The organism is Nocardioides sp. GCM10030259 (genome assembly GCF_042666375.1).
Classification (GTDB): domain Bacteria; phylum Actinomycetota; class Actinomycetes; order Propionibacteriales; family Nocardioidaceae; genus Nocardioides.
Genome location: NZ_JBHTDF010000018.1, coordinates 579,848 through 605,541 on the forward strand (window position 1 = coordinate 579,848; position 25,694 = coordinate 605,541).

Genomic DNA, 25,694 nt, shown 5'->3' on the forward strand with positions numbered 1-25,694 from the left:
CCCGTCAGCGGGGGACCCGGACCAGCAGGCGCCCGTGCACGCAGGTCATCCGGAGCTCCCGCCCCGGGCCGATCGAGTCGCCGTCGAGCTGGCGCGGGGTGTCGGTGCTGGCCCGGACGACGATGGTGTGCCCGGTCATCCGGTTGACGAGCTCGTCGGTGCGCGGTCGGCGGGCGAGCACCCGGTAGGCGAGCGGGATCCAGGAGAAGAACTTCCGCGGGTGGAGCATCACCACGTCGATGACGCCGTCGTCGATGGCGGCCTCGGGCAGCAGCGGCATGCCGGCCTGGAGGAAGCCGACGTTGCCGACGACGATGGTGCGGGCGCGGTGCCGGGTGAACTCGCCGTCGTCGACGGAGATCTCCACGCGCACGGCCGGGAACATCAGCGACTTGAGGGCCGAGAAGACGTAGGCCACCCAGCCGATCTTCTTCTTGATGTCCTCGTTGACGCCCTCCATGATCGCGGCGTCGAAGCCCATGCCGGCCATCACCATGAAGTTGGTGTCCTCGAAGCCGTCGCCGGAGACCTCGACGAGGTCGATGGCGCGGTCCTGCCCGTGCAGCGCGACGTCGATGGCCGCGCGCAGGTAGAGCGGGATGTCGAGGTTGCGGGCCAGCAGGTTGCCGGTGCCGGCGGGGATGATCCCGACCGGGATGCCCGTGCCGGCGAGCTCGGCGCACACCTCGCGGACGGTGCCGTCACCGCCGCACACCAGCACCAGATCGGCGCCGGCGACGGACGCCGCCTCGGCCATGCCGGTGCCCGGGTCCTCGACGGTCGTGAGGTGCCACGAAGGGGCGGACCAGCCCGCCTCGGTGGCCATCGTGGTGACGATCGACTTGAACTGGCCGACGTCCTCGACCTTGATCGGGTTGAGGACCACGGCCAGCTGCTTCTCGGAGACGTAGACCTCCGGCAGCGGCTCGACGACGGTCGCGATGCTGCGCGGCAGCGGTGTGTAGAGCGCGATCCCGAGCAGCACGAAGCCGGCGCCCAGCATCACGCCCCCGACGACGTCGGACGGGTAGTGCCGCCCGAGCAGCACCCGGTCGACGCCCACCACGACGACGAGCAGCACGGCCCCGGCGTACGCGAGCCGGCGCAGGTTCTTGCGGCGGACGAGCATGCCGACGAGCACCATCACGATGCCGCAGAAGGCGGTGACCGACGACGCGTGCCCCGACGGGAACGCGCCGTTGTGCAGCAGTGCGTCGGCGCTCTGCCACGGCGGCCGGTCGCGGTCGACGATGCCCTTGGTGAGCGTCGTGGTGAGCGAGGTCGCGATCATCACGCCCGCGGTGAAGAACGCCGCGCGCGGGTAGCGCCGCAGCAGGACCACGGCGAGCACGAAGGTGTACGCCGTCATCGCGATCGTCCCCGTGGCCACCTCGATCACCCGCAGCACGTCGTGCAGCCAGCCGATGTCGGTCGCCCACGTCTGCGAGCCCTCGCCGCGGTCGTCGATCTCGACCAGCCAGGCGGCCTCGCCGACGACCGCCAGCAGGAGGAGCCCGAACAGCACGAAGCACAGGGCGGCCCAGCTCAGCACGATGGCGCGGGGGCGGTCGAGCACGTGGGTCCTTCGGGTGGGGGCAGGCGGACTGCACCGAGTATGCCGGTCGGGCACTTCTCCCCAGCGACCGCTATCTCGCGAGCGTCGCCCGCACCGCCCCGGATAGCCTTGCAGGGTGATCGATCCCCGCATCCTCCGTGACGACCCCGACCGCGTGCGCGCCGCCCAGGCCAAGCGCGGGCTGTCCGACGAGGTCGTGGATCGCGCGCTGTCCGCCGACCGGGCCAGGCGGGGCGCGATCTCGGCGTTCGAGGAGAGGCGGGCCGAGCAGAAGCAGCTCGGCAGGCAGGTGGCGAAGGCGCAGGGCGACGAGAAGCAGGAGCTGCTCGCCCGCACGAAGGCCCTCGCCGCGGAGGTGAAGGAGGCCGAGGCCGCGCAGGGCGAGGCCGAGGCCGCGTGGCAGGACGCCATCATGGGCATCCCCAACCTCGCGGCCGACGAGGCACCCGCCGGCGGCGAGGACGACTTCGTCGTGCTCGAGACCATCGGCACCCCGCGTGACTTCGGCGCCGAGGGCTTCGAGCCCCGCGACCACGTCGAGCTGGGCCGGATGCTCGGCGCCATCGACCTCGACCGCGGCGCCAAGGTGTCGGGCTCGCGCTTCTACTTCCTCACCGGCGTCGGCGCCGAGCTCGAGCTCGCCCTGATCAACCTCGCGATGGAGCAGGCCCGCGAGGCCGGCTTCACCCAGGTGATCGCGCCGTCGATGGTCAAGCCTCGCGCGATGGACGGCACCGGCTTCCTCGGCCAGGCCGCCGACGACGTCTACCGCATCGAGGGGCAGGACATGTACCTCGTCGGGACCTCGGAGGTCCCGATGGCGGCGTACCACTCCGACGAGATCCTCGACGGTGCCGCCCTGCCGCTGCGGTACGCCGCGTTCAGCCCCTGCTTCCGCAAGGAGGCCGGCTCGCACGGCAAGGACACCAAGGGCATCATCCGCGTGCACTGGTTCGACAAGGTCGAGATGTTCGTCTACACGACGACCGAGGAGTCGTACGCCGAGCACGAGCGACTGCTCGAGTGGGAGAAGCTGTTCCTCGACAAGCTCGAGCTCGCCTACCGCGTGATCGACGTCGCCGCCGGCGACCTCGGCCTGTCGGCGATCCGGAAGTTCGACTGCGAGGCCTGGATCCCCACGCAGGGCAAGTACCGCGAGCTCACGTCGACCTCGAACTGCACCGAGTTCCAGACCCGCCGGCTCGACACCCGGGGCCGGTTCGCCGACGGCGTCCAGCCGATCTCGACGCTCAACGGCACGCTGTGCGCGATGACCCGCACGATCGTGGCGATCCTCGAGACCCACCAGCAGGCGGACGGGTCGGTGCGGGTGCCGAAGGCGCTCCAGAAGTGGCTCGGACGAGACGTGCTGGAGCCCATCGGTGGTTGAGATGGGCGCGGCCCGAGCATCGAGGCCGCCCCTCGGCTGGACGCCGAGGATCGTCGCGCTCGACATCGACGGCACGATCCTGTCCTGGGTCGAGGGCGCCGGCATGGTCCACGAGGAGGTCACGCCGCGGGTCACGGAGGCGATCCAGCGGGCCGCCGACGCCGGCGCCCACGTCGTGCTCGCCTCCGGGCGCTCGCCGCACGGCATGACCGGGGTCGCGGACCAGCTGGAGCTGCACGACGAGCAGCGCGACCGGCTGTGGATCGTCGCGTCCAACGGCGCCGTCGTGTTCCGCTACCCGCCGATCGAGGTGGTCCAGGAGGAGACCTTCGACGCGCGCCCGGCCGTCGCCGCCGTGCTCGAGCACCACCCCGACGCGCTGGTCGGCGTCGAGGAGCGCGGCATCGGCTACCGCGTCAACGCGCCGTTCCCCGATGGTGAGCTGTCCGGCGAGATGATCGTGACCGACATCGACGAGCTGCTCGCCACCGAGGTCAGCCGGGTGATCATCCGGGACCCCAAGGCGACCGCCGACGAGTTCGTCGAGCTCGCGCAGCGCCTCGGCCTGCACGGCATCAACTACGTCGTCGGCTGGACCGCGTGGCTCGACCTCGCGCCGATCGGGGTGTCGAAGGCCTCCGGCCTGGCCCACGTCGCCCAGCAGCTCGGCATCAGTGCCGACGACGCGCTGGCGGTCGGCGACGGCCGCAACGACCTGGAGATGTTCGCCTGGGCCCGCCGGGGCGTCGCGATGGGCCAGGCGATCCCGCTCGTCCAGGACGCCGCCGACGACGTGACCGACCCGGTCGACAAGGACGGACTCGCCGTCGAGCTCGAGCGCTGGTTCCCGGCATGAGCCCGGACCTGCCGGCGCTGGTGACCACCGAACGACTCCGGCTGCCGCTCTGGACGGCCGACGACGTCGCGGCCATCCGCGCCGGCGGCCGTCGCGAGGGCTGGCACCGCGACTACCCCCGCCGCGACGACGCCGACGCGGCCGGCCTGTGGCGCGAGGGCGACACCTGGGCTCCGCGGCACATCGTGCGCGGCGTGACGGCCCTCGGCTCGATCGGCTTCTTCGGCCCGCCCGAGCCGGCCGCCGACGGCGTGCCGGAGACCGAGGTCGGCTACGGGCTCGTCGACGAGGCGCACGGCTACGGCTTCGCCACCGAGGCGCTCCAGGCCCTGCTCGCCGCGGCCGACGCGGCCGGCGTCCGCATCCGGGCGAGCGTGGAGCCGACCAACAAGGCGAGCATCCGGGTGCTCGCGAAGTGCGGGTTCACCGAGCTCCGCGGCGCCAACGAGGACGGCGAGCTCGTGATGGCGAGACCGCTCGGGAACCTCGGTGGTTGAGGTGCGAGCGCAGCGAGCCTCGAAACCGAAGCTGGTCGCCACCGACCTCGACGGCACCCTCGTGCGCAGCGACGGCACCGTCTCGGCGTACACCGCCGACGTGCTCGCGCGCGTCGAGGCGCTCGGCGTGCCGGTCGTCTTCGTGACCGGGCGGCCGCTGCGGTGGACCGAGGAGGTCTTCGAGTACGTCGGGGACCACGGCCTCGCGGTCGTCTCCAACGGCGCCCTCGTGTGGGACGTCGCGCGGCACTGCCCGCACCTGGAGCGCCCGATGGACCCGGCGCTCGGCCTCGAGGTCTGCGAGCTGGTGCGCGACGCGATCCCGGGCTCGGTGTTCGCCGTGGAGACGCTGGAGGGCATCGGGCTGGAGGACGAGTTCCTGGAGCGTCACCCGGTCCCGGACGGCGCCCGGCGGGCGCCGATCAAGGAGCTGTTCGACCGGCCGGCGCTCAAGCTGCTGGCCCGGCACGAGGACCTCACGCCGCAGGAGTTCTGGGACGCCGCCGAGGCGGTCGTGCAGGGCCGGCTGGTGATCACGTGGTCGTCGACGACCTCGCTGCTCGAGATCAGCGCCCCCGGGGTGACGAAGGCGTCCACCCTCGGCCTGCTCTGCGCGGACCGCGGCATCGACGCGGCCGACGTCGTCGCGTTCGGCGACATGCCCAACGACCTGCCGATGCTGTCGTGGGCCGGCGCGTCGTACGCCATGGCCGACGCCCACCCGACCGTCCGGGCCGCGGCGACCGACCGGGCGCCGTCGAACGACGACGACGGCGTCGCCCGGGTGCTCGCTGGTCTCTTCGACCTCTGATCTGTTGAGATGAGCCCCGTGTCTCGCATCCGCCTGGCGATCGTCGCCCTACTCGTCGCCCCGGCCGGCGCCGTCGCACTCACCGCGACGCCGGCCGCGGCCGCTTGCCCCGTCCGCCCGGCGAGCCTGGCCGACCAGGCCAAGGACGCCAGCGGAGTGTTCACCGGCACCGTCGCGGACCGGACCGAGTCCGGCACGACGGTCACCTTCGTCGTCGAGCCCGACCGCGTCTACAAGGGCCAGGTCGCGGAGTCACCCGTCGAGGTCACCACCGACTCCCGGCGCGCCCGGTGCGGCCAGCCCGGGCTGAAGCCGGGGAACGACTACGTCTTCTTCGTGAACCGCGACGGCGACGCGCTGAGCACCGATCGGCGCAGCGGTACGGCGCGGGCGACCGACGAGCTCGTCGCGCAGGTCGAGCAGCTGCTCGGCGACGGGCGCCCCGCGGTGGAGCCCGAGCCCGAGCCGGTCGCGTTCACGACCGTCGGCGGCGAGCCGGCCACGCTGCAGCGGGTCGCCGCGCCCGGCGCCGCGCTGGTGATCGTGGGGCTGCTGGGGCTGCTGCTCGTGGCCTGGCGCGCGCGACGGGCCTAGCCGCTACAGGTACATCCCGCCGGACTCGCCGGGGGCCTGCGGCGGCTGCGGGGGACCCGGCTGCCCCTGGGCCTGGTGGGCGACGCCCGGCGGCAGGCTGCGGCGGATCTGCTCGAACTGCGCCCGCGCCGCCATCTGCTGGGCGTAGATCGCGGTCTGGATGCCGTGGAAGAGTCCCTCGAGCCAGCCGACCAGCTGTGCCTGTGCGATCCGGAGCTCGGCGTCGGAGGGCGTCGTCTCGTCGGTGAACGGGAGCGACAGCCGCTCCAGCTCGTCGATGAGCTCGGGCGCGAGGCCCTCCTCGAGCTCCTTGATCGAGGCGCGGTGGATCTCCTTGAGGCGCTGCCGGCTGGCGTCGTCGAGCGGCGCGGAGCGCACCTCCTCGAGCAGCTGCCGGATCATGCTGCCGATCCGCATCACCTTCGCCGGCTGTTCGACCAGCTCGGTCACGGACGGCTCGCTGCTCTCGTCGTCGGAGGCGGCAGCGGCCGCTACGGCACCCACCGGCTGCCCGTCCGGGCCGATGATGACGACCTGCTGCTCGGGCTGCTCCTTCTCGCTCATGTCCTCACCGTAGCGGGCGGCGCCGCGCTCAGATCGTGAGCAGGATCTTGCCGCTGTGCTCCCCCGACTCCATGAACGCGTGCGCGTCCGCGGCCTCGGCCAGCGGGAACGATCGGCCGACGACCGGCTGCACCAGCCCCTCCGCCACGAGCGGCCACACGTGCTCCACGACGGAGGCGCAGATCGTGGACTTCTCCTCGACCGGGCGGCCGCGCAGGTTGGTCGCGATCACGGCGCCGCGCTTGCGCAGCAGCTTGCCGATGTCGAGCTCTGCCTTCGTGCCGCCCTGCATGCCGATGATGACCAGCCGGCCCTGGATCGCGAGCGCGTCGACGTTGCGGTCGAGGTACTTCGCGCCCATGTTGTCGAGGATGACGTCGACGCCGCGCCCGTCGGTGGCCGCGCGGACCTCCTCCACGAAGTCCTGCTCGCGGTAGTTGATCGTGACGTCGGCGCCCAGCGCCGCGCAGGCGCCGAGCTTGTCCGCCGAGCCGGCGGTCGTGAGCACCCGGGCGCCGAGCCGGTGGGCGAGCTGGATGGCGAAGGACCCGATGCCGCCCGCGCCGCCGTGCACGAGCAGCGCGTCCTCCGGCTGGAGGCCCGCGACCATGAACACGTTCGACCACACGGTGCACGCGACCTCCGGGATCGCGGCCGCGGTGACGAGGTCGACGCCCTTCGGGATCGGCATCAGCTGTCCGGCCGGTACGGCGACGCGCTCGGCGTACGCCCCTCCGGCGAGCAGCGCGCACGCCTCGTCGCCGACGGCCCAGTCCTCGACGCCGGCCCCGAGTGCGGCGACCCGGCCGCTGCACTCCATGCCGATCACGTCGGACGCACCGGGCGGCGGTGGGTAGAACCCCTGGCGCTGCAGCAGGTCGGCCCGGTTGAGGCCCGCGGCCACCACCTCGAGCACGACCTCGCCGGGGCCGGGCTCGGGATCCGGGATCTCCGCGACGGACAGGACCTCGGGGCCACCCGGCTCGGCGGCGATCACGGCGCGCATGCGACCACCCTAGTCAGGCGGGGCCAGTCGGACGGTGGGTCAGACCTCGTCGTAGACCTCGCCGGTGTGGTCGACGCCGGAGTCGTCCGGGATCTCGTCGTCCACGTCGTCGGGGTCGGGTGCGTCGGCGGGCCGGTCCCAGCTCTCCGCGAGCTTCTGGGCGCGCGCGGCGAGTCGCTCGACCTTCTCGGGGTCGCCCTCGGCAGCGGCGGCGGCGAACCCCAGCAGGTACGCCGTGATCGGCGCGGCCGGCCGCGTGACGTTGTGAGCGGCGACCCGCGCCAGGTCGAGCACCAGCCCCTCGTCGACCTCCGTGTCCACGTCGAGGACGTCGCTGAGCTCGTCGATCCAGTCGTGCAGGTTCACACACCACAGATTTGCCGTATCGCCCGGGTGCCGCAACCCCTCACAGGTCGCGCAGATCGGCCCAGCTGTCCACGTCGCGCCCCTCGTCGCCCGCGGGCGGCAGCAGCGCGAGGTCGAGGTCGGCCAGCAACGCGCGCATCGACATGCCGTGCTGCGCCTCGGAGTCGGGGCGGACCGCGTCGAATCGGATCGCGTCGAGCACGCCCGCGAGCTGCCGGTGCCCGTCGGCGTCGCAGAGGAACGCGCCGTCCCGGCCGGCCGCGGCCTCGCGCAGCCGGCCGAAGGTCAGTGGGGTCACCCGGGGCATGTCCACGGCCAGCACGCCGACGGTCGCGGGGCGCTCGGCCAGCGCGTCGTACCCGGTCAGCAGCGCGGCCACCGGGCCGCCGAACCGCGGCTCCTCGCGGCAGAACGTGACCGGCCGGCTGGTCGGCACCGGGTCACCGACGACCACGACCTCGTCGGCGTCGACCAGGGCGCCGATCGCATGCTCGAGCAGGGAGCGACCGGCGTACTCGATCGACGCCTTGTCCGCCCCGTCCATCCGCACGGCGCGGCCGCCGGCCAGCACGATCGCCGCGAACCTCAGGTGTGCCCCCATGTGTGGCAGTCTCGCAGGGTGGCCAGCCTGCGAGTCGCCCTCGTCCAGCACGCGTCCGGCCTGGAGCCGGAGCGCAACCGCGCGCTGCTCGACGAGCTGGCACCGGCCGGCGCCGACCTGGTGGTCTTCCCCGAGGCGTTCGCCCGCGACTTCGGCGAGGCCGGGTCCGACGTCAGCGGGTACGCCGAGGCCGTGGACGGCCCGTTCGCGACCGAGGTCGCCCGGGTGGCCGGCGGCCGCGGCGCGACCGTCGTCGCCGGTATGTTCGAGCGCGGCGACGACCCCGGCCGGCCGTTCAACACCCTGGTCGTGCGGGGCGCCGCCGAGACGTCGTACCGCAAGATCCACCTCTACGACTCGTTCGGCTACCGCGAGTCCGAGCGGCTCACCGCAGGGCTCACCTCGCCGGTGGTGTTCGACCTCGAGGGGCTCCGCGTCGGCCTGATGACCTGCTACGACCTGCGGTTCCCGGAGCTGGGTCGGGCGCTCGTCGACGCCGGGGCGGAGGTGCTGGTCGTCCCGGCCGCGTGGGTCGCGGGCCCCCGCAAGGTCGACCACTGGCGGACGCTGGTGCGAGCCCGGGCGATCGAGAACACCGCGTACGTCGTCGCCGTCGGGCAGCCCGGGCCCCGCTACACCGGCCACTCGATGGTGGTCGACCCGCTCGGAGACGTGCTCGCCGAGGCGGGCGAGGGCGCCGAGGTGCTGACCGGTGTGCTGGAGCACACGGTGGTCGAACAGGCCCGCAGGACCAACCCGTCGCTCGCGAACCGGCGAATGTAACCTTCCTGCCCGTGTCCAGGCCCACGCCCCGTCGTCGTGCCGAGCGTCCCTCGCGGCGCCGGTCCCGGGACGTGCGGCCGACCGCCGACGCACTGTCGGTCCCGGCCGCATCGCCGCCCGTCGACGCTCCGGCGCCGGAGCCCGCGCCCGAGCCGGTCCCCGAGCCGACTCCCGAGCCGACTCCCGAGCCCGAGCCGGTTCCCGAACCAGAGCCGACCCCCGAGCCCGAGCCACCGCCGGTGGCCTTCGCGCTCGCGGAGCGCCGCCTGACCCGCCGCGACCGGTTCGCCCGCTCGCGGTGGCCGCTCCTGATGTGGCTGGTGGTCGTCGCCGCCGGCGTCGGGGCACTGGTGGCCTGCCGGCTCGAGCTCGGGCCCGGCTGGCTGTGCGGCGCCGGGGCGGTCGCGGTCTCCACGGCGTTCTCGTGGTCGCTCGCGGTCCGCTGCGGCGGCCGGCCGTTCGTCGTCGGCGTCCTCGCGCTGGCGCTGGGGCTCGCCGCCGTGATCAGCGACGACGACTCGCTGCGCACCGGCGCCGCCGTGCTCACCTGCGTGGTCGCGGCCGTCCTCGCCGTGATGGGGACGGCGCCGGCGGTGCGCTTCGTCGGCGCGATCCGCGAGGTGGTGATCGCGCTCGTGCTCGCCGCGATCGGCGCGATGGCCACGGTCGGCTTCGAGCCGGTGGTCGAGGTGGCCCGGTTCGAGTACGTGACGCTCGGGCTGTCCTTCCTCGGCTCGTTCGCCCTGGTCTACCGGCTCGGCGCCGGCCTGCACGGCCTCGGGCGCCGGGGGGTCGTGACCGTGCTGATCGGCACCGGCGTCCTGGCGGTCACGCTCGCGTACGCCGAGCTGCTCCGCCGCTACGGAACCCCTGGCCTGGTCGGCAGCCTGCTGGACGTCGTCGTGTGGTCGCGCGACCAGCTCGGCGCCTTCCCGCGCCCGCTCGAGACCGTCCTGGGCGTGCCGGCGCTGGCCTGGGGCGTGCACATGCGCGCGCGTCGCCGCCAGGGCTGGTGGGTGTGCGCGTTCGGCGTGGCCGCCACGGCGCCGGTCGCGCAGGCCCTGGTCAACCCCGCGGTCGAGCTCACCGAGAGTGCCCTGGCGGTGACGTACGGCGCCGTCGTCGGGCTGCTGATCGGGTACGTCGTGATCCGCATCGACCTCGCGTTCACCGCACCCCGCGGGCGCCGGGGCCGCCGGGCCGAGGCGGCGGCCGCGCTGCGTCCGGAGCCGCCGCGCACCCGTGCCCTGCTCTGACCCGGGGCGGTGCCGGGGTACGCAGGAGTAACGACTACGTTCGCACCATGCCCCGCGAACAGGTGACCGTGGTCGTGGCCGAGATGGTCGCCAACGTGATGAGCGTGCCGGTCGGCCCCGGCGACCGGGTGGCCGCCGGGGACACGGTCGTGCTGCTCGAGTCGATGAAGATGGAGATCCCGGTGCTCGTCGAGGCGTCCGGGTCCGTGCGCGCCGTCAAGGTCGCGCCGGGCGACGTCGTGCAGGAGGGCGACGTCCTCGTCGAGGTCGTCGTCGACTGACGACCGGCTCAGGATCTCAGCCTTCGCACCCTCAGGCTCAGGCAGCAGAAGCCTCGAGACGCCGGTCGCGACCTCCTTCGTCGGTCGCGCGGCTCCTCGACCTCGCTGCAGGATCTCAGCCTTCGCACGCTCAGGCTGAGGCAGCAGAAGCAGAGGGGGCGGGATTCGAACCCGCGGTGGGTCTCCCCACGACCGCTTTCAAGGCGGTTCCGATCGGCCACTCCGGCACCCCTCCGTGACCCGGACAGGTCCGGGCACCCGAGCAGTCTAGGGCGGCGGGTGGCCGCTCCTACTCGGAGCCGCCGAGCTCGAGCTCGACCTCGTCGTACGCGAGGTCGCTGATCCGCTGCGCGTGGTGGCCGACGTCGACGAGCAGGCGGTGGACGTCGGCGTGCACGACCTCCGGGTCGGGGTGCTGGAGGACGTGGGAGCCGAGCGAGCCGATGCGGGTGAGCAGCGCGTTGCGCTCGCGCAGCACGCTGCCCTCCCGGGCGGCGGTCCATCCGTCGGCGCCGGAGCCGGTCTCGGCGACGAGGATGTCGCGTACGACGGCCATCTCCTGGCGGACCCGCCACCGCCACTGCCCCGTGGAGACCCCGGGCCGGCGAAGGGCGTCGAGGGCCTGGCCGAGGCCCTGGAGTGCGGCCGACAACCCCGTGGTGGTGACGGTCATGGCAACCTCCCGGCGGCCCGGAGCGGTGGGGACTTCGAGTGTGAACCTCCGCCGCCCCCGCGACAACCCGCCGTCGGCCACCAATCCGGTGTCTTGTTCAATCAACGCATGCCCAGCTCCGATCGCGCCCACCCCGAACCCGCCGACGTCCCCGCGGTGTCGGAGTTCCGGTTCGCGCCCGGGGTCGCCGCCCGCCTGCTCGGCGGGGTGCTGGTGCTGCTAGCGGTGGTACTGCTCGCCGTCACGGTCGTGGTGGCGGTCGCGGGCCTGCCCGTTCTCGTCCTCGTCGTGGTCGCGGTGCTCGGCGTCGTGGGCGCCCTGGTCGGCGCGAACCTCGTCCTCCGGCGGGTGCCGGTCGTGCGGCTCGGCCCCGACGGCTATCGGATCCGCCTGGTGCGCGGCGCGGGAGTCGCCTCCGCCGCCTGGACCGAGGTGCGCGAGGCGGTGACGGCCACCCCCAACGGGCTCCCGGTCGTGGTGCTCCGGCTCGGCGACGGACGCAGCACGACGATCCCGGTGACCGTCCTCGACGTCGACCGGGAGCAGTTCGTGCGGGTGCTCCAGGCCCATCTCCAGCGCGGCCGCGGCATCACGCCGCTGTCCTGAACGAGCCCGGCAGGCCGCCACCCGGCCCTGATTCGGCGGGCGCCGGTCGCTCCTTGTAGCCTGTGCAGGCTGCCGGGAGGCGTCGCCTAGTCCGGTCTATGGCGCCCGCCTGCTAAGCGGGTTGAGGGCAAACCCCTCTCGCGGGTTCAAATCCCGCCGCCTCCGCCAGTGACACGGCCCCCTCCGCGCCTCCGCGCGGAGGGGGCCGCTGCGTTGTAGGGTCGGATCTCACCCATCTCGGGGTTCCGGCCGGCAGGCATCGTGCTGCAGCGTTGTGCAACGTTGCAGGAAGTTGCATTGCATTTAGTTGAGGCACCGTTTGTCCATGGCGGTGTGCAGGCATGTCGGATCATTGATGCACCGGGCCATCCGTGGGGCCCGACAAGCACAGAGGTGGGCTAAGAATGAACATTGCGCGCAAGATCGCTTTCGCTGTGGCGGCCGCGACCCTGAGTGTTGGCCTGCTGGGGATCTCGGCTCCGGCCCACGCTGACATCAACTGGGGCTACTCGGTCCGTCGCTGACGGACACTCGGACCTGAGGCGGGAGCCGGCACCCCCCACGTCGCCTGGCTCGCAGGCTCTTCCCCCAAGAGCTCGCCTCACCTGATTGAGGGCAGTGGCGCACCGCCACTGCCCTCAATCATCTTCGGGCTCGCTACCGTCCGCGCGCATGCCGAGCTGGCCCAGCGAGTAGCCGAGCTGGAAGCGGGTCTCCGAGTCGAACTCCTCCTTGAGGTCGGCCACGTAGCCGGCGTACGTCCGGGGACTGACCCCGAGCCGCTTGGCCGAGACCGGGTCGGAGTGGCCCTCGATGAGCATCCGCATCGTCATCGCCCGCTGCTCGTCGGCGATGTGCTTGACGACCGACGCCTCCTGGCTGGTGAACGGGCGGGCCCGTTCCCACGTGCGCATGAAGACGTCGGCGAGGTAGGCGACGACCGTCGGTTCCTGGATCGCAAGGGCCGTGCCGAGGTCTTGCGGTGACGGGATGATCGCGACGCGGCGATCCACGACGATCATCCGGTTGAAGAACTCGTCCTGGGTACGCACCTCCGCTCCGAGCGGAGCCAGCTCGGCGACGTAGGCGCGCGTGGCAGTACTTCGCCGAGCGCTGTGCTGGTACAGGGTGAACACACGAACGCCGCGCTCGAGCAACCGCCTCTCCGTCGCCGTCGCGTCTTCGCCGAAGCCTTCGTGCCCACTCTGGGGCTGAGCGGTCAGGAGCTCTTCCTCGGCCTCTTGGGCAAGCGAGAGGATGTAGCTACCGATCTCCGGACCGCGGAGATAGCGGAATGGGCCGCCGACGGAAGAGCTTGGTGCGCGGCGCCAGGCCTGGGACAGGATGCCGAAGGCTTCGGTCCATTGCGCCGACTCGTGCAGAAGCTCGGCGCCCTGCTGGGTCAGCGGCGCCACGACCCGGGTGTGCACCAGGCTCGGGTCCTCGGCGACCCAGGTCTGCTTGTCGGAGTCGAGCCGGACCAGACCGAGCTCGCGGAGTTGTTCGAAGGCGGCGTGCAGGTCGCCGTCCGCCTCGATCCGCGGGTCGCCGGCGACCACGCCTCCCGCGTTCAGGATCTCCTCGTACAGCGCCGTGCCGGCAGCCTCGAAGAGCGCGCGGTCCCCCGCGTCGGACGTCCCCACATCCCCTCCTGGCCGTGACCCCCGCATCCCGTGTGCCCCGATACTCCCACAAGGCCACAACGACGAAGGGCCCCGTCTTGTCGACAGGGCCCTTCGTCGTACGGCGTGTGCGCGGGTCGATCAGCCCCCGAGCCGGGCACGGAGACCGTCGAGCTCGGTCCAGAGCACGGCCGGCAGGTCGTCCCCGAACTTCTCGAACCACTCCTGGATCTGCGGGATCTCGGCCACCCACTCCGCGGGGTCGACGGCGAGCGCGGCCTCGAGCTGCTCCGCGGTCATGTCGAGGCCCTCGGTGTCGAGCGAGGCCGGCGTGGGCACGTGGCCGATCGGCGTCTCGACCGCGGCGGCCTGGCCGTCGATGCGCTCGACGACCCACTTGAGGACGCGGCTGTTCTCACCGAAGCCCGGCCACAGGAAGCCGCCCTCGTCGTCACGACGGAACCAGTTCACGTAGAAGATCTTCGGCAGCCGCGCGGCGTCGTTGTCCTTGCCGATGTTGATCCAGTGGCCGAAGTAGTCGCCGGCGTTGTAGCCGATGAACGGCAGCATCGCCATCGGGTCGCGCCGCACCACGCCGACCGCGCCGACCGCGGCGGCGGTGGTCTCCGAGGACAGGGTCGCGCCGAGGAACGTGCCGTGGGTCCAGTCGCGGGCCTCGAAGACCAGCGGGACGGTGGTCTTGCGACGGCCGCCGAAGAGGATCGCGTCGATCGGCACACCGCGCGGGTCGTCGTACTCCGGCGCGAGGATGTCGCACTGCTTGATCGGGGTGCAGTAGCGGCTGTTCGGGTGGCTGGAGAGCTCCTCGCTCTCCGGCGTCCACGGCTCGCCCTTCCACGAGGTGGCGCGGGCGGGCGGGTTCTCGAGGCCCTCCCACCAGATGTCGCCGTCCTCGGTGAGCGCGACGTTGGTGAAGACCGAGTTGCCCTTGTTGATGGTCCGCATCGCGTTGGGGTTGGTGTGCTCGTTGGTGCCCGGGGCGACGCCGAAGAGGCCGAACTCCGGGTTGACCGCCCACAGGCGGCCGTCCTCTCCGACGCGCATCCAGGCGATGTCGTCGCCGAGCGTCTCGACCGTCCAGCCGGGGATGGTCGGCTGCAGCATGGCGAGGTTGGTCTTGCCGCAGGCGCTGGGGAACGCCGCGGCGACGTACTTCACCGTGCCCTCGGGCGAGGTGAGCTTGAGGATCAGCATGTGCTCGGCCAGCCAGCCCTCGTCGCGGGCCATCACCGACGCGATGCGCAGGGCGTAGCACTTCTTGCCGAGCAGCGCGTTGCCGCCGTACCCGGAGCCGTAGGACCAGATCGCGCGCTCCTCGGGGAACTGCACGATGTACTTGGTGTCGTTGCAGGGCCACGCGACGTCCGCCTGGCCGGGCTCGAGCGGGTGGCCGACGGAGTGCAGCGCGGGGACGAACTCCGCGTCGAGCTCCTCCATCCGGCGCAGTACGTGGGTGCCCATCCGGGCCATCACGCGCATCGAGGCGGTGACGTACGCCGAGTCGGTGAGCTCGATGCCGAACATCGGCTTCTCGGCGTCGAGGTGGCCCATCACGAACGGGATGACGTACATGGTGCGGCCGCGCATGCAGCCGTCGTACAGCCCGCGCATGAGCTGCTTCATCTCGTCCGGCGCCATCCAGTTGTTGGTGGGGCCGGCGTCGCGCTCGTCGACGGAGCAGATGAAGGTCCGGTCCTCGACGCGGGCGACGTCGGTCGGGTCGGACGCGGCGTGGAAGGAGTTGGGCTTGATCGCCGGGTTCAGCCGGGTGAACGTCCCGGTCGCGACCAGCGCCTCGGTGAGCTCGGTCCACTCCTCGTCGGAGCCGGTGCACCAGTGGATCCGGTCGGGCTGGGTGAGGGCGGCGACCTCGGTGACGAAGTCGATGATGCCCTGGTGGGTCGTCGGGTGGGTGGGGGCCTGCGTGGCGGTCATGCCTTGGTTGTCCCTCTCGCGATTCGCGGTCCCGCCCCGTGGTGAGGCCGTCCCGGCCGCCGAGCGCATCGACGGTGTGTCGTGGAGTCGTGGGTGTGTCATCGGCATCGTTGCCGGCGACTGGTGTGCCCTCCGGATGGTCGGACCTGCCGTCCGGCCCCCGGAATTGCGGCGACAGTACCGGGCAGTCTCGTCCGCACACATTGGATCGATCAACGCGTCGTGGGGAGCGTCACATCCCTTGTTTTGAGCGGGTCTGAGCATTCCGGCATGCGTCTGCGAGAGGGCATTCTTCGGACTTTCCGAGGCCAAAGAAGGGTGGCTTCATCGGGAGGTGCCATCGGCTCGCGATCCGGGTCGTGGCGCCCTCCCGGATCTACCCTCGACGCTGATTTCGGGTCGGCCGGGAGGGTCCGCTATCCTCGTCCAGTCGCTCGCAAGGGCGACGGGCGCCCGTAGCTCAACGGATAGAGCATCTGACTACGGATCAGAAGGTTTGGGGTTCGAATCCCTACGGGCGCGCAGCGAGTTCGAACGGGAGAGCCCGCACCGGGGACGGTGCGGGTTTTCGTGTTCTGGGGGCTTGTCACGCCTGCCTCGCCGCCGTGAGAGCGTCCAGCCGGGTCCGGTACTCCTCGGCGTCGATCTCGCCGCGAGCCAGCCGCTCAGCCAGGATCTGCTCCGCGATCTCCGCGGGGCGTTGCGGACCGCCGGCCGGTGGAGCAGGTGGGGCCGCGGCGGCACCTCCGGTGCGCTGAGTGGTCCACACGACCAGGAACACGATGCCTGCGATGAGCGCGATCCAGAACCCCATCATGCCGATCATCATGGCGACTCCCCATCCGTCATCCATGTGCCCGTCGCTCCAGTAACCCATGTCGCTCACCCCTCCGACTCAGCCGAAGCGTTCCTGCGGGATGCATCCCAGTGTCTGCGTGGGTACCCCACTGGGGTAGTGACGAAAGGCCCGGGCGATGGAGGACGTGCTGCCCGCCTGCCGGCGCCGGCCGACAGGCCCGACGACCCTTGCAAGACTACCCCCCAGGGGTATGGTGGCGAGCATGAACGAGGAGCACGGACATCGCGCCGTGGCCGACGCTGCGGAGGGCGTGGAGTACACGTGCCCGATGCACCCCCAGATGCGTCAGATCGGTCCGGGGTCGTGCCCCATCTGCGGCATGGCTCTCGAGCCCGTCACCGTCGCCGAGGAGGAGGGCCCGTCCGCCGAGCTGGTCGACATGACCCGCCGGTTCTGGGTCGCGGTCGCGCTCGCCGTACCGGTCGTCGTGCTCGGCATGGGCGCCGAGCTGTTCGACGTCGTCGCCGACACCGTCCCCGGCCGCTTGAACGCCTGGCTGCAGCTGGCGTTCGCGACCCCGGTCGTGTTGTGGGCCGGTTGGCCGTTCTTCACCCGCGGCTGGACGTCGGTGAGGACGATGAAGCTGAACATGTTCACCCTGATCGCCATGGGCACCGGCGTCGCCTGGCTGTTCTCCGTGGTCGCGACCGTCGCGCCGGGACTGTTCCCCGAGTCGTTCCGGACCATGGACGACGCGGTCCCGGTCTACTTCGAGGCGGCCGCGGTGATCACCGCCCTGGTGCTGCTCGGGCAGGTCCTCGAGCTCCGGGCCCGTGAGCAGACCTCCGGTGCCATCAAGGCCCTGCTCGACCTGACCCCGAAGACCGCAAACCGGCTCGACGACAGCGGCAACGAGACCACCGTGACGCTCGAGGAGGTCCAGATCGGTGACCTGCTCCGCATCCGGCCCGGCGAGCAGGTTCCCGTCGACGGCATGATCGACGAGGGCCGGTCGACCGTGGACGAGTCGATGGTGACCGGGGAGTCGATGCCCGTCACCAAGACCACCGGCGACACCGTCATCGGTGGCACCCTGAACCAGTCCGGCGCGCTGCTGATGCGTGCCGAGGCCGTCGGCCGCGACACCATGCTGTCCCGCATCGTGCAGATGGTCGCCGAGGCCCAGCGCTCCCGCGCCCCCATCCAGCGCCTCGCCGACCAGGTCTCGGCGTGGTTCGTGCCCGCGGTCATCGGCATCGCGGTCATCGCGTTCGCCGTCTGGGCGCTCGTCGGCCCGGACCCGAAGCTGGCGCACGCGCTGGTGGTCGCCGTGAGCGTCCTCATCATCGCCTGTCCGTGCGCGCTCGGGCTGGCCACGCCGATGTCGATCATGGTCGGCGTCGGCCGCGGTGCCCGGACGGGCGTGCTCATCAAGAACGCCGAGGCCCTGGAGCGGATGGAGAAGGTCGACACCGTCGTCGTCGACAAGACCGGCACCCTGACGGAAGGAAGGCCGTCGGTCACCGCGATCGAGCTCGTCGCCGAACGTGGGCCCGTCCAGTCTGCCGAGGAGCTGCTCCGGCTGGCCGCCGCGGTCGAGGCCGTCTCCGAGCACCCGTTGGCGCGCGCCATCGTCGACGCGGCCGGCGAGCGGCGCCCCGACTCCGGCCCGCTGCCACCGGTCGACGGGTTCGACGCACCCGCCGGCAAGGGCGTCCTCGGCACGGTGGCGGGCCACCGCATCGAGATCGGCACCACCGGGTTCCTGACCTCCCAGGGGGTCGACACCGGGACACTGACCGATCAGGCGGACGGGCTGCGTCGCGGCGGAGCCACGGCGGTGCTGGTCGCCGTCGACGGTCAGCCGGCCGGTGTCATCGGCATCGCCGACCGGGTCAAGGACACCACGCCGGCGGCGCTGGCGGCGCTGCGCGAGGACGGCATCGAGGTCATCATGCTCACCGGCGACAACCAGGTCACCGCCGAAGCCGTTGCGCGCGACCTCGACATCGGCCGGGTCGAGGCCGAGGTGCTGCCCGACCACAAGGCCGACGTGGTGAACCGGTTCCGCGCCGAAGGCCGAGTGGTCGCGTTCGCCGGCGACGGCGTGAACGACGCGCCGGCGCTCGCGGCCGCCGACGTGGGGCTGGCGATGAGCTCGGGCACCGACGTGGCCATCGAGTCCGCGGGCGTGACGCTGCTGCGTGGAGACCTGAACGGCATCGCACACGCCCGTCGGCTCTCGCACGCGACGATGAACAACATCCGCGGGAACCTCTGGGCGGCCTTCGCGTACAACTCCGCGGGCGTCCCCATCGCCGCCGGCGTGCTGTACCCGGCGTTCGGGTGGCTGCTGTCGCCGGTCATCGCCGCCGCGGCCATGGCGCTCTCCTCGGTCAGCGTCATCGCGAACGCGCTGCGCCTCCGCACCGTCCGACTGGATGATTGACGCGGGCGGCGCCCTCCGTTGCTGGCCCACTACCGTTCCGGCACGATGAGCGAGAGAGCTGTGGCCAAGTGCCTCGGAGGAACTGGTGAGTGACCTGCGCTTCCGTCTGCTCGGGCCGATGGAGATCACCCGCGGCGACGTGGTGCTACCGCTTCCGGGGGCCGCCGAGCGCGCCCTGCTCGCCCAGCTCGCGCTCTCACCCGGCCGCACGCTGCCCGCGTCGCTGCTCATCGACCGGCTCTGGGCGGAGTCGACGTTGCCGGTCGACCCGATGAACGCGCTGCAGATCCGGGTCTCCAAGCTGCGCCGCAGCCTCACGGCGCACGGTGCGCCCGACCTCGTCGCCCGCGAGGGCGTCGGCTACCGCGCCGCGATCGATGCGACCGCTGTGGACGCCGTTGACTTCGCCAACCGGATCAGGGCCGCACGCGCCGCGGCCGTCGACACCGACGGCGACCCTGCCGCGCTCGAGGGCCGCCTCGACGCCTACGACAGCGCCCTGGCCCTGTGGCGCGGCGAGCCACTCGCCGACTTCGTCACCGAGCAATGGGCCACCGCCGAGGCCGCCCGCCTGAACGAGCTGCGTCTGACCGCTCGCACCGAACGCGCCCAGACCGCGCTTGCGCTGGGACGGCACCACGAGGTCGTCCACGACCTCGAGCCGATCGTGGCCGACGACCCGACCATCGAGTCGCTCGCGGGCCTGTTGATGGTCGCCCTCTACCGCAGCGGCCGGCAGGCCGACGCGCTGGAGGTCTATGGCCGCACCCGCATCGTGCTCGACGAGGAGCTCGGCCTCGAGCCGTCGGTCACGCTGCGCTCGCTGCACGAGAGGGTGCTTCGGCAGGACGAGGCCCTGGGCGCCCAACCGGAGCTGGCCGTGCCGATCCGTACCCCGGCCCCGAGGCGCGAGCCCGGCCGCCCGACCGGCGCACCCGACGCCGATGCCGGCGCCCGGGTGGCCTCCGGGGCCGAAGGGCCGACCAACCTGCCCACCGTCGTGCGGCCCCTCATCGGCCGCGAGGAGATGCTGCAGTCGCTCGGCGAGCTCGTGCACGGCGTCCGACTCCTGTCCCTGGTCGGCCCGGGCGGCGCCGGGAAGACGTCGCTCGCCCTGACCCTCGCGGTCCAGTCGCGCGCGGCGTTCCCCGGCGGGGTCTTCGGCGCTCGGCTGGCCGCCGTCACGACCGCCGAGCAGGTGCCCGTCGCCGTCGCCGACGCGCTCGGCATGCCGATGGACGGCGCCGGCGCCGAGCGTGACATCCGCGAGCGCATCTACAGCTACCTGGCCAGTCGCAGGCTGTTGTTGGTGCTCGACAACTGTGAGCACGTCATCGACGCCGCCGCCAGCCTCGCCGAGGACATCCTCGGCCGGTGCGCCGGGGTCACCGTGCTGACCACCAGCCGCGAGGCGCTCGCGGTGCCCGACGAGGTCCAGGTCAACGTCGGGCCGCTGGACGTCCCACCCGACGACGCCCACGCGGCCCAGGTGCTCGGCTACCCCGCGGCGCAGCTCTTCGCCGAACGCGCCCGCGCCGTACGACCCGGCACCCTGTTCGACGAGGCCGCCCTGCTTGCCATCGGCCGCATCACCCGAGCCCTGGACGGCATTCCCCTCGCCGTCGAGCTCGCGGCCGCCCGCGCGGGCGCCATGGCGCCTGCCGAGATCTCCGACCGGCTCGACCAACGGTTCGCGCTGCTGACCTCCGGGTCCCGGACCGCCGAGGCACGGCAGCAGACGCTCCGGGCCACGGTCGACTGGAGCTACGCCCTGCTCGGCAACGACGAACAGCGGGTCTTCAACCGGCTCTCGGTCTTCCACGGCGGGTGGACGATGGCGGCCGCGGAGGCCGTCGTGGCCGACGAGGGCGCACCCGACGGGCTCGTCCTCGAGACGATCGCGCGCCTCGTGGAACGCTCCATGGTCGTCGTCGAACCGGGTTCGCCCACCCGGTACCGGATGCTCGAGACGCTGCGCCAGTACGCCGCCGAACGGCTCCTCGAGACCGGCGAACGGGCTGCGGTGACCACCAGGCACGCTCGCTACTTCCACGACCAGGCGCTCACCGGCGAGCTCGACCTCCGTGGACATGGGCAACGAGATGCCCTTGCCCGGCTGCACCGCGAGCAGCCGAACCTCCGCGCGGCACTCATGTGGCTCAGTGGCCCGGACGGCGACGTCGACGACGCCCTGGAGATGGCCGGGGCGCTGGGCCTGTTCTGGCACCTGGGCCGCCACCTGGAGGGTCGCGACGTCCTGCAGCGGGCCCTGGCACTCGGTGGCAGCCAAGAGGCCCGCGCGCTCGCGCTCCAGGCCGTCTCCCTCGTCGAACGTCCCCGCGCCTGCCTGGTCCACCCCAGTCCGCTGTGTGCGGAGACCGCTCAGGAGAGCCTCGACATCTTCACGGCAGGAGACGACAGGTCGCGGGCCTCGCTCTCGAAGGTGCTGCTCGCCGTCGAGGGAGTCACCGGCGCCCATTCCGAGCGGTCCCGGGAGCTCCTCGCCGAGGCCGAGGCGCAGTTCCGCGACGACGGCGACGACTGGGGGCTGGGCGTCATCGGGTTCGTCCGCATGGAGACCGCGCTCAAGACCGGGCACCTCGACGAGGCCGTCAGGGTCGGTCGCGCCGCCGCGGCACGGTTCCGGCAGCTCGACGACTATTGGGGGCTGTCGGCGATCCTGTACCACCTCGGCTGGGGGCTGCGGCAGTTCGGCCGCGACGAAGAGGGTGCGCACGACCTCGAGGAAGCGATCGACGTCGCAGCGAGCGCCGGCCTGTTCAACACCGTCCAGTGGGCCCTCGCCGACCTCGCTCTCATCCACCTGAACCTCGGCCGACCCGACCTCGCCCGCGACCTCTTCGACCGCGCCGACGCCGCGTCCCGGCACGTCGGGGACGGCTCCGGCACCGTCCTCGCCGACTACGGCCACGGGCTGCTGGCACTGCAGGTCGGGGACCTGGACGGAGCCGAACGGCGCCTCGCGCGCGCTCGCGACGGGTTCGCGACCCTGGGTACGCCGGTCTGGGAGGGGTGGGCCGTGGTCACCCAGGCCCGGTGCGTCGAGCTCCGCGGCGACGCGCACACCGCGCGTGAGCTCCACGAGAGGGCCCACGACCTGGGCCGGCAGGCCGGTGAGCCCGGGCTGACGGCATCGTCGCTGGAGGGGCTCGCGCGCACCTGGGCGGACGACGACCAGGGCCGATCCCGGGAGCTCGAGCGGGAGGCCGCCGACGTCCGAGCACGGTTCGGCAGGCCCCGGCCGCCGTACCAGGAGGCCTGGGGCGTGTCCGGGGCGCCGACGAGCTGACCTCGCCGGTCCGGCCAGAGGCTCCGGCTCAGGCGAGCAGGGTGTCGACCAGGGTCGCGGCCAGGCCGAGGACGGCGCAGGCGCCCAGGGTGCGGAGTGGAGTCCACCTGCGCCAGAACATCAGGACGAGCGCGACCCCGGTGAGCGTGAACGCGAGGGGGTCCCACGAGGTCCAGACGGGGATCTCGATGTGGACCGGGCCGGTGTCGACGGCGGTGGTGTCGTCGAAGAGGGTGTGCAGGCTGAAGTAGACGGCGAGGCTGGCGATGACGCCGACGACGGCGGCAGTGATGCCGGTCAGCACCGCCGTGAGGTGGGTGTTGTGGCGCAGCCGCTCGACGTAGGGGGCGCCGAGGAAGATGAACAGGAAGCAGGGCACGAAGGTGACCCAGGTGGTCAGCAGCGAGCCCACGAGCATGCCGCCCCACGGGTCAAGGGCGCCTGGGTCTCGGTAGGCGCCGACGCCGGCGGTCCACTGGGTGACCATGATCAGCGGACCCGGGGTGGTCTCGGCGAGCGCGAGACCGTGCACCATCTCGCCGGGGGCGAGCCAGTGGTAGACCTCGACGGCCTGCTGGGCGACGTAGGCGAGCACCGCGTAGGCGCCGCCGAAGGTGATCACGGCAGCCCAGGAGAAGAACAGGCCCTGGTCGACGTACACGCTGTCCCGGCCCAGCAGGACGGCGGCGAGGACGACCGGGGTGAACCAGACGACCAGACCGAGCGCGAGGACGCTGAGCGTGCGGCGCAGCGAGGGTCGACTGATGTGGAGGGCGTCGTCGCTGATCAGCGGCTCGGGGCCGTCGTCGCCGCCGTGGGCCTTGAGGGTTCGCAGGGCGGGCACCCACCGGGAAGCGACCCATCCGGCGGCACCGGCGCCCAGGATGACGACGGGGAACGGGACCCCGAACACCGCCAGGGCCAGGAAGGCGACCACGGCGAGGGCGACCAGCAGCCGATGGCCGAGCGCCCTGCTGCCAACCCGGTAGACAGCCTGGATGACGATCGCGATGACCGCCGGGCCGAGCCCCGCGAACAGACCGATGACGAACGTCGTGTCGCCGGCGGCCAGGTACAGGATGGTGAGTCCGAGCAGCGCGAGCATGCCGGGGAGCACGAAGAGAACGCCGGCGATCAGGCCACCGAGGCTGCCGTTGAGCAGCCAGCCGGTGTAGATGGCCAGCTGCTGCGCCTCGGGACCGGGCAGCAGCATGCAGTAGTTCAGCGCGTGCAGGAACCGGCGTTGCCCGATCCAGCGCTTCTCGTCGACCAGCTTGTGCTGCATCACCGCGATCTGGCCGGCCGGGCCGCCGAAGGTCTGCATGGAGATCGCGAACCAGGCGCGGGTGGCCTCCCCGAGGGGGATCACGTCGCGCCGCTGGGTGGTCCCCGAGGACCTCGACCTCATCACTGCTCCCTGTCCGTCCGCAGTGCCGCGCGGGTCGGCGCTCTCGCGGACATGTGGTGAGCGTAGCCACGGTGACAGCAGGTCGAGGAGGCCGAGTGCTCAGGGCGTGGAGTCACGCTCCGGCGGGGCTCGGGCCGCGAGGCCTCCCCGCCGGAGCGTGAGTGTTGGGATGGGTCAGGCGGCGACGGACTCATCGGCCGCCTGGGGCGACGGCGCGGCCTGCGGGGTGCGGAGCCACGCGGCCGCGAGGACCGCGCCGAAGGCGGCGATGCCGGCGGCGCCGAGCATGGCGGCGGAGAAGCCGTCGGTCAGGGCCACCGCGTCACCGATCTGGTCGGCGCCGGATGCGGCGGCCAGGGCGGTCATGGCGGCCAGGCCGAGGGCGGAGCCGATCTGGTAGTTGGTGTTGACGATCCCGGAAGCCAGACCTGCCTCCTCCGGTGCGGCCGAGGACAGCGCCAGCCCGAGCGAGGGGATGAACGCCATCGCCATGCCGGCCGCGGTCACGAGGGTGGCCGGCAGGACGTCGACCCAGAAGCTGCCGTCGGGACGGATGGCCTGCAGCCAGAGCAGACCGGCGGCGAGCGTGGCCAGTCCGGCGACGGTCATGGCCTTGGGGCCGAATCGGGCGATGAGCCGCGGCGCGACCGCGATCATCCCGACCATGATCGTCACCGTGAGCGGCAGGAGAGCGGCGCCGCTGGCGAACGCCCCGAGGCCGAGCACCTGCTGCAGGTACAGGTTGACGAAGAAGAACATCGGGATCCAGGCGGCGCCGAGCAGGAACTGGGCGCCGTTCGCGGCGGCCAGGTTGGGTGCCTTGAAGATGCCCAGCCGCATCAGCGGCTGCTCGCGCCGCGCCTGCAGCACCACGAACAGCCCCAGGAGGGCAAGGCCGCCGAGGCCGGCGACCAGGGTGCCGGTCGACGTCCAGCCCTCCTGCGGAGCGCGGACGACGGCGAACACGATCGCGGCCAGCCCCGCGGTGACGGTGACCGCGCCGGTCAGGTCGAGCGAGCCACGGCGGGTCATCCCGGCCGGCATCACCGACGTGGTCAGGACGAGTACGACGGCGGCCAGCGGCAGGTTGATGAAGAAGACCCAGGGCCACGAGGCGTACTCGGTGAGGAGCCCACCGAGGAAGACACCGGCGGTGCCGCCCGCCGGTGCCGCGGCGCCGTACAAGGACAGCGCCTTCGTGAGGTCCTTCGGCGTGCCGCCGAAGATCGTGAACAGCAGGGTGAGGGCGGCGGGTGCGATCAGCGCGGAGCCGGCACCCTGGACCGCGCGGCCGACCAGCTCGACGGTCACGTTGTTCGCCAGACCGGCGGTGAGCGATCCGGCGGCCAGGATGCCCCAACCGGTGGCGAAGATCCGCCGGGCGCCGAAGAGGTCGGAGAGCCGGCCGCCGAGCAGCAGCAGGCCGCCGAAGGCGACGACGTACGCGTTGAAGACCCAGCTCAGGTCCTGGGGGGTGAAGCCGAGGTCGTCCTGCATCTCCGGCAACGCGACGCCGATGATCGACGTGTCCATGATGACCATGAACTGAGCCGCGGCGATGAGTCCGAGAGCCAGCCAACGTCGGCTGTCCCGGCCCCCTGCGCGCTCTGGGGTGGAAGACATGGTGAGCCCTTCTGTCGTGACGGAGCCAGCCAGGCGGCTGTGCTGCGAGTGATCAGGAGCGTCACGGGCGGCGCTGTCCGGTCTCTGTCCCGTCCCTGTTGTGCGCGACGTCAGGCGCGACCTCGATCCGGTAGGTGGTCCCGACCAGCGCGCGGACGACGTCGGGCAACGTCATGGAACCGCTCAACCGGACGCTCGACCGTCCGGCGTCGGCGGCCACCGTCTCCACGCCGGTGACGTCGCGCAGCCGTGCCGTGACCTCCCGGACGCAGCGTCGGCAGCTCATGCCGGAGACGTGGAGGGTCAGCTCGCTCATCTCGTGCTCGCTCTCACTCGGATGGATGCACGACCACGATGTGGCGGGGCGCTGTCCAGCGGCTGTCCGCTCGCGCGAGGCGGACAGCGGCGGGACAGGGTCGGGCCAGCCCGTGCGTCGAGGGTCGATCCATCAGACCGACCGCCGGTGCCTCACCCCCGGCGACGCACCAGGGAAGTGATCCTCATGTCCGCCTCGCAGATCGTCATCGAAGAAGAGTCCGGCACGTACTCGGGCCGGCGACCCCACCCGCACAACGGCTACTACGCCGGCGACTTCTGGGCCGACCGGCGCATCGCCGATGACCGAGCCGAGGGCCGGCGCTGACGAGCGCCGGCCGTGGGCCCGCGG

At 72.2% G+C, this 25,694-nt stretch carries 24 protein-coding genes and 3 tRNA genes; 14 read left to right on the forward strand and 13 right to left on the reverse strand.

What is annotated here, in order from left to right; all coding sequences use genetic code 11:
* Window positions 1–4: 4 nt before the first annotated feature.
* Window positions 5–1,576: a diacylglycerol kinase family protein gene (locus ACFQQI_RS15845; protein WP_378565275.1), complete on the reverse strand. Its 1,572-nt coding sequence runs from the start codon at window positions 1,574–1,576 to the stop codon at window positions 5–7.
* A 115-nt stretch (window positions 1,577–1,691) separates the two neighbouring features.
* Between ACFQQI_RS15845 and serS the strand changes: the two genes are divergently transcribed.
* The 5 genes from serS to ACFQQI_RS15870 are packed head-to-tail and all read left to right on the forward strand — an operon-like array spanning window position 1,692 to window position 5,724.
* Window positions 1,692–2,966, forward strand: coding sequence for a serine--tRNA ligase (gene serS / locus ACFQQI_RS15850; protein ID WP_378565278.1), 1,275 nt, complete (start codon window positions 1,692–1,694; stop codon window positions 2,964–2,966).
* 1 nt (window position 2,967) lies between these two features.
* Window positions 2,968–3,822, forward strand: coding sequence for an HAD family hydrolase (locus tag ACFQQI_RS15855; RefSeq protein ID WP_378565281.1), 855 nt, complete (start codon window positions 2,968–2,970; stop codon window positions 3,820–3,822).
* Entirely contained in the window at window positions 3,819–4,319 is a 501-nt protein-coding gene (locus tag ACFQQI_RS15860; protein ID WP_378565284.1) for a GNAT family N-acetyltransferase, read from the forward strand. Before ACFQQI_RS15855 ends, ACFQQI_RS15860 begins: the two co-directional genes overlap by 4 nt.
* A 1-nt stretch (window position 4,320) precedes the next feature.
* Complete coding sequence (locus tag ACFQQI_RS15865; protein ID WP_378565287.1) at window positions 4,321–5,130, forward strand: HAD family hydrolase; 810 nt, start codon at window positions 4,321–4,323, stop codon at window positions 5,128–5,130.
* Between the two features lie 18 nt (window positions 5,131–5,148).
* A complete protein-coding gene (locus ACFQQI_RS15870; protein ID WP_378565290.1) occupies window positions 5,149–5,724 on the forward strand; it encodes a hypothetical protein in 576 nt (191 codons plus the stop codon).
* Window positions 5,725–5,727: 3 nt separating this feature from the next.
* Here the strand turns inward: ACFQQI_RS15870 and ACFQQI_RS15875 are convergent, their stop codons facing one another.
* Genes ACFQQI_RS15875 through ACFQQI_RS15890 form a run of 4 tightly spaced genes read right to left on the reverse strand, consistent with a single transcriptional unit; the run spans window position 5,728 to window position 8,261 of the window.
* Window positions 5,728–6,288, reverse strand: a complete 561-nt coding sequence (locus ACFQQI_RS15875) for a bacterial proteasome activator family protein (protein WP_378565293.1) — start codon at window positions 6,286–6,288, stop codon at window positions 5,728–5,730.
* 28 nt (window positions 6,289–6,316) lie between these two features.
* Window positions 6,317–7,294 carry an NAD(P)H-quinone oxidoreductase gene (locus tag ACFQQI_RS15880; RefSeq protein ID WP_378565296.1) on the reverse strand — a complete coding sequence of 326 codons (978 nt, stop codon included), beginning with the start codon at window positions 7,292–7,294 and terminating at the stop codon, window positions 6,317–6,319.
* Window positions 7,295–7,333: 39 nt separating this feature from the next.
* Complete coding sequence (locus tag ACFQQI_RS15885; protein WP_378565299.1) at window positions 7,334–7,660, reverse strand: DUF6457 domain-containing protein; 327 nt, start codon at window positions 7,658–7,660, stop codon at window positions 7,334–7,336.
* 40 nt (window positions 7,661–7,700) lie between these two features.
* The gene (locus tag ACFQQI_RS15890; protein WP_378565302.1) at window positions 7,701–8,261 is read right to left on the reverse strand and encodes an NTP transferase domain-containing protein; all 561 of its coding nucleotides are present in this window, start codon (window positions 8,259–8,261) and stop codon (window positions 7,701–7,703) included.
* An 18-nt stretch (window positions 8,262–8,279) separates the two neighbouring features.
* Between ACFQQI_RS15890 and ACFQQI_RS15895 the strand changes: the two genes are divergently transcribed.
* Genes ACFQQI_RS15895 through ACFQQI_RS15905 form a run of 3 tightly spaced genes read left to right on the forward strand, consistent with a single transcriptional unit; the run spans window position 8,280 to window position 10,581 of the window.
* Window positions 8,280–9,044 (forward strand): carbon-nitrogen hydrolase family protein, encoded by a 765-nt coding sequence (locus ACFQQI_RS15895; protein WP_378565305.1) that lies wholly within the window; start codon window positions 8,280–8,282, stop codon window positions 9,042–9,044.
* Window positions 9,045–9,055: 11 nt separating this feature from the next.
* Window positions 9,056–10,300, forward strand: coding sequence for a hypothetical protein (locus tag ACFQQI_RS15900; RefSeq protein ID WP_378565308.1), 1,245 nt, complete (start codon window positions 9,056–9,058; stop codon window positions 10,298–10,300).
* A gap of 47 nt (window positions 10,301–10,347) precedes the next feature.
* Window positions 10,348–10,581: a biotin/lipoyl-binding carrier protein gene (locus tag ACFQQI_RS15905; protein ID WP_378565311.1), complete on the forward strand. Its 234-nt coding sequence runs from the start codon at window positions 10,348–10,350 to the stop codon at window positions 10,579–10,581.
* A gap of 150 nt (window positions 10,582–10,731) precedes the next feature.
* Here ACFQQI_RS15905 and ACFQQI_RS15910 read toward each other — a convergent pair.
* Window positions 10,732–10,816, reverse strand: a tRNA-Ser gene (locus tag ACFQQI_RS15910).
* Window positions 10,817–10,870: 54 nt separating this feature from the next.
* Window positions 10,871–11,254, reverse strand: coding sequence for a hypothetical protein (locus tag ACFQQI_RS15915; RefSeq protein ID WP_378565314.1), 384 nt, complete (start codon window positions 11,252–11,254; stop codon window positions 10,871–10,873).
* Between the two features lie 108 nt (window positions 11,255–11,362).
* Between ACFQQI_RS15915 and ACFQQI_RS15920 the strand changes: the two genes are divergently transcribed.
* Both ACFQQI_RS15920 and ACFQQI_RS15925 read left to right on the forward strand, forming a co-directional pair.
* On the forward strand, window positions 11,363–11,860 hold the full coding sequence (locus ACFQQI_RS15920) for a hypothetical protein (protein WP_378565317.1): 498 nt from the start codon (window positions 11,363–11,365) through the stop codon (window positions 11,858–11,860).
* Between the two features lie 75 nt (window positions 11,861–11,935).
* Window positions 11,936–12,028 (forward strand) — tRNA-Ser (locus ACFQQI_RS15925).
* Window positions 12,029–12,498: 470 nt separating this feature from the next.
* Here ACFQQI_RS15925 and ACFQQI_RS15930 read toward each other — a convergent pair.
* Entirely contained in the window at window positions 12,499–13,503 is a 1,005-nt protein-coding gene (locus ACFQQI_RS15930) for a LuxR family transcriptional regulator (protein WP_378565320.1), read from the reverse strand.
* A gap of 120 nt (window positions 13,504–13,623) precedes the next feature.
* The gene (locus ACFQQI_RS15935) at window positions 13,624–15,438 is read right to left on the reverse strand and encodes a phosphoenolpyruvate carboxykinase (GTP) (RefSeq protein WP_378565323.1); all 1,815 of its coding nucleotides are present in this window, start codon (window positions 15,436–15,438) and stop codon (window positions 13,624–13,626) included.
* A gap of 449 nt (window positions 15,439–15,887) precedes the next feature.
* On the opposite strand from ACFQQI_RS15935, the gene ACFQQI_RS15940 reads away from it, so the two are divergent.
* A tRNA-Arg gene (locus ACFQQI_RS15940) sits at window positions 15,888–15,960 on the forward strand.
* A gap of 64 nt (window positions 15,961–16,024) precedes the next feature.
* Here ACFQQI_RS15940 and ACFQQI_RS15945 read toward each other — a convergent pair.
* Entirely contained in the window at window positions 16,025–16,315 is a 291-nt protein-coding gene (locus tag ACFQQI_RS15945; RefSeq protein WP_378565326.1) for an SHOCT domain-containing protein, read from the reverse strand.
* Between the two features lie 184 nt (window positions 16,316–16,499).
* On the opposite strand from ACFQQI_RS15945, the gene ACFQQI_RS15950 reads away from it, so the two are divergent.
* Window positions 16,500–18,686, forward strand: coding sequence for a copper-transporting P-type ATPase (locus ACFQQI_RS15950; protein WP_378565329.1), 2,187 nt, complete (start codon window positions 16,500–16,502; stop codon window positions 18,684–18,686).
* A gap of 85 nt (window positions 18,687–18,771) precedes the next feature.
* Window positions 18,772–21,996 (forward strand): BTAD domain-containing putative transcriptional regulator, encoded by a 3,225-nt coding sequence (locus tag ACFQQI_RS15955; RefSeq protein WP_378565332.1) that lies wholly within the window; start codon window positions 18,772–18,774, stop codon window positions 21,994–21,996.
* Window positions 21,997–22,024: 28 nt separating this feature from the next.
* Here the strand turns inward: ACFQQI_RS15955 and chrA are convergent, their stop codons facing one another.
* From chrA to ACFQQI_RS15970, 3 genes are all read right to left on the reverse strand, one after another.
* Window positions 22,025–23,404: a chromate efflux transporter gene (gene chrA / locus ACFQQI_RS15960; protein WP_378565336.1), complete on the reverse strand. Its 1,380-nt coding sequence runs from the start codon at window positions 23,402–23,404 to the stop codon at window positions 22,025–22,027.
* 174 nt (window positions 23,405–23,578) lie between these two features.
* The gene (locus ACFQQI_RS15965) at window positions 23,579–25,027 is read right to left on the reverse strand and encodes an MFS transporter (RefSeq protein WP_378565339.1); all 1,449 of its coding nucleotides are present in this window, start codon (window positions 25,025–25,027) and stop codon (window positions 23,579–23,581) included.
* Between the two features lie 61 nt (window positions 25,028–25,088).
* Window positions 25,089–25,343, reverse strand: a complete 255-nt coding sequence (locus ACFQQI_RS15970) for a heavy-metal-associated domain-containing protein (protein WP_378565342.1) — start codon at window positions 25,341–25,343, stop codon at window positions 25,089–25,091.
* A 186-nt stretch (window positions 25,344–25,529) separates the two neighbouring features.
* On the opposite strand from ACFQQI_RS15970, the gene ACFQQI_RS15975 reads away from it, so the two are divergent.
* Entirely contained in the window at window positions 25,530–25,670 is a 141-nt protein-coding gene (locus ACFQQI_RS15975) for a hypothetical protein (protein ID WP_378565345.1), read from the forward strand.
* Window positions 25,671–25,694 lie beyond the last annotated feature (24 nt).

Bases quoted from the DNA above. Each gene is read 5' to 3' on its own strand.
- ACFQQI_RS15875 (WP_378565293.1), bottom strand. From the start codon at position 6,288: ATGAGCGAGAAGGAGCAGCCCGAGCAGCAGGTCGTCATCATCGGCCCG.
- ACFQQI_RS15965 (WP_378565339.1), bottom strand. From the start codon at position 25,027: ATGTCTTCCACCCCAGAGCGCGCAGGGGGCCGGGACAGCCGACGTTGG.
- ACFQQI_RS15860 (WP_378565284.1), top strand. From the start codon at position 3,819: ATGAGCCCGGACCTGCCGGCGCTGGTGACCACCGAACGACTCCGGCTG.
- ACFQQI_RS15915 (WP_378565314.1), bottom strand. From the start codon at position 11,254: ATGACCGTCACCACCACGGGGTTGTCGGCCGCACTCCAGGGCCTCGGC.
- ACFQQI_RS15935 (WP_378565323.1), bottom strand. From the start codon at position 15,438: ATGACCGCCACGCAGGCCCCCACCCACCCGACGACCCACCAGGGCATC.
- ACFQQI_RS15975 (WP_378565345.1), top strand. From the start codon at position 25,530: ATGTCCGCCTCGCAGATCGTCATCGAAGAAGAGTCCGGCACGTACTCG.
- ACFQQI_RS15890 (WP_378565302.1), bottom strand. From the start codon at position 8,261: ATGGGGGCACACCTGAGGTTCGCGGCGATCGTGCTGGCCGGCGGCCGC.
- ACFQQI_RS15950 (WP_378565329.1), top strand. From the start codon at position 16,500: ATGAACGAGGAGCACGGACATCGCGCCGTGGCCGACGCTGCGGAGGGC.
- ACFQQI_RS15905 (WP_378565311.1), top strand. From the start codon at position 10,348: ATGCCCCGCGAACAGGTGACCGTGGTCGTGGCCGAGATGGTCGCCAAC.
- chrA (WP_378565336.1), bottom strand. From the start codon at position 23,404: ATGAGGTCGAGGTCCTCGGGGACCACCCAGCGGCGCGACGTGATCCCC.
- ACFQQI_RS15855 (WP_378565281.1), top strand. From the start codon at position 2,968: ATGGGCGCGGCCCGAGCATCGAGGCCGCCCCTCGGCTGGACGCCGAGG.
- ACFQQI_RS15945 (WP_378565326.1), bottom strand. From the start codon at position 16,315: ATGGGTTACTGGAGCGACGGGCACATGGATGACGGATGGGGAGTCGCC.
- ACFQQI_RS15970 (WP_378565342.1), bottom strand. From the start codon at position 25,343: ATGAGCGAGCTGACCCTCCACGTCTCCGGCATGAGCTGCCGACGCTGC.
- ACFQQI_RS15880 (WP_378565296.1), bottom strand. From the start codon at position 7,294: ATGCGCGCCGTGATCGCCGCCGAGCCGGGTGGCCCCGAGGTCCTGTCC.
- ACFQQI_RS15920 (WP_378565317.1), top strand. From the start codon at position 11,363: ATGCCCAGCTCCGATCGCGCCCACCCCGAACCCGCCGACGTCCCCGCG.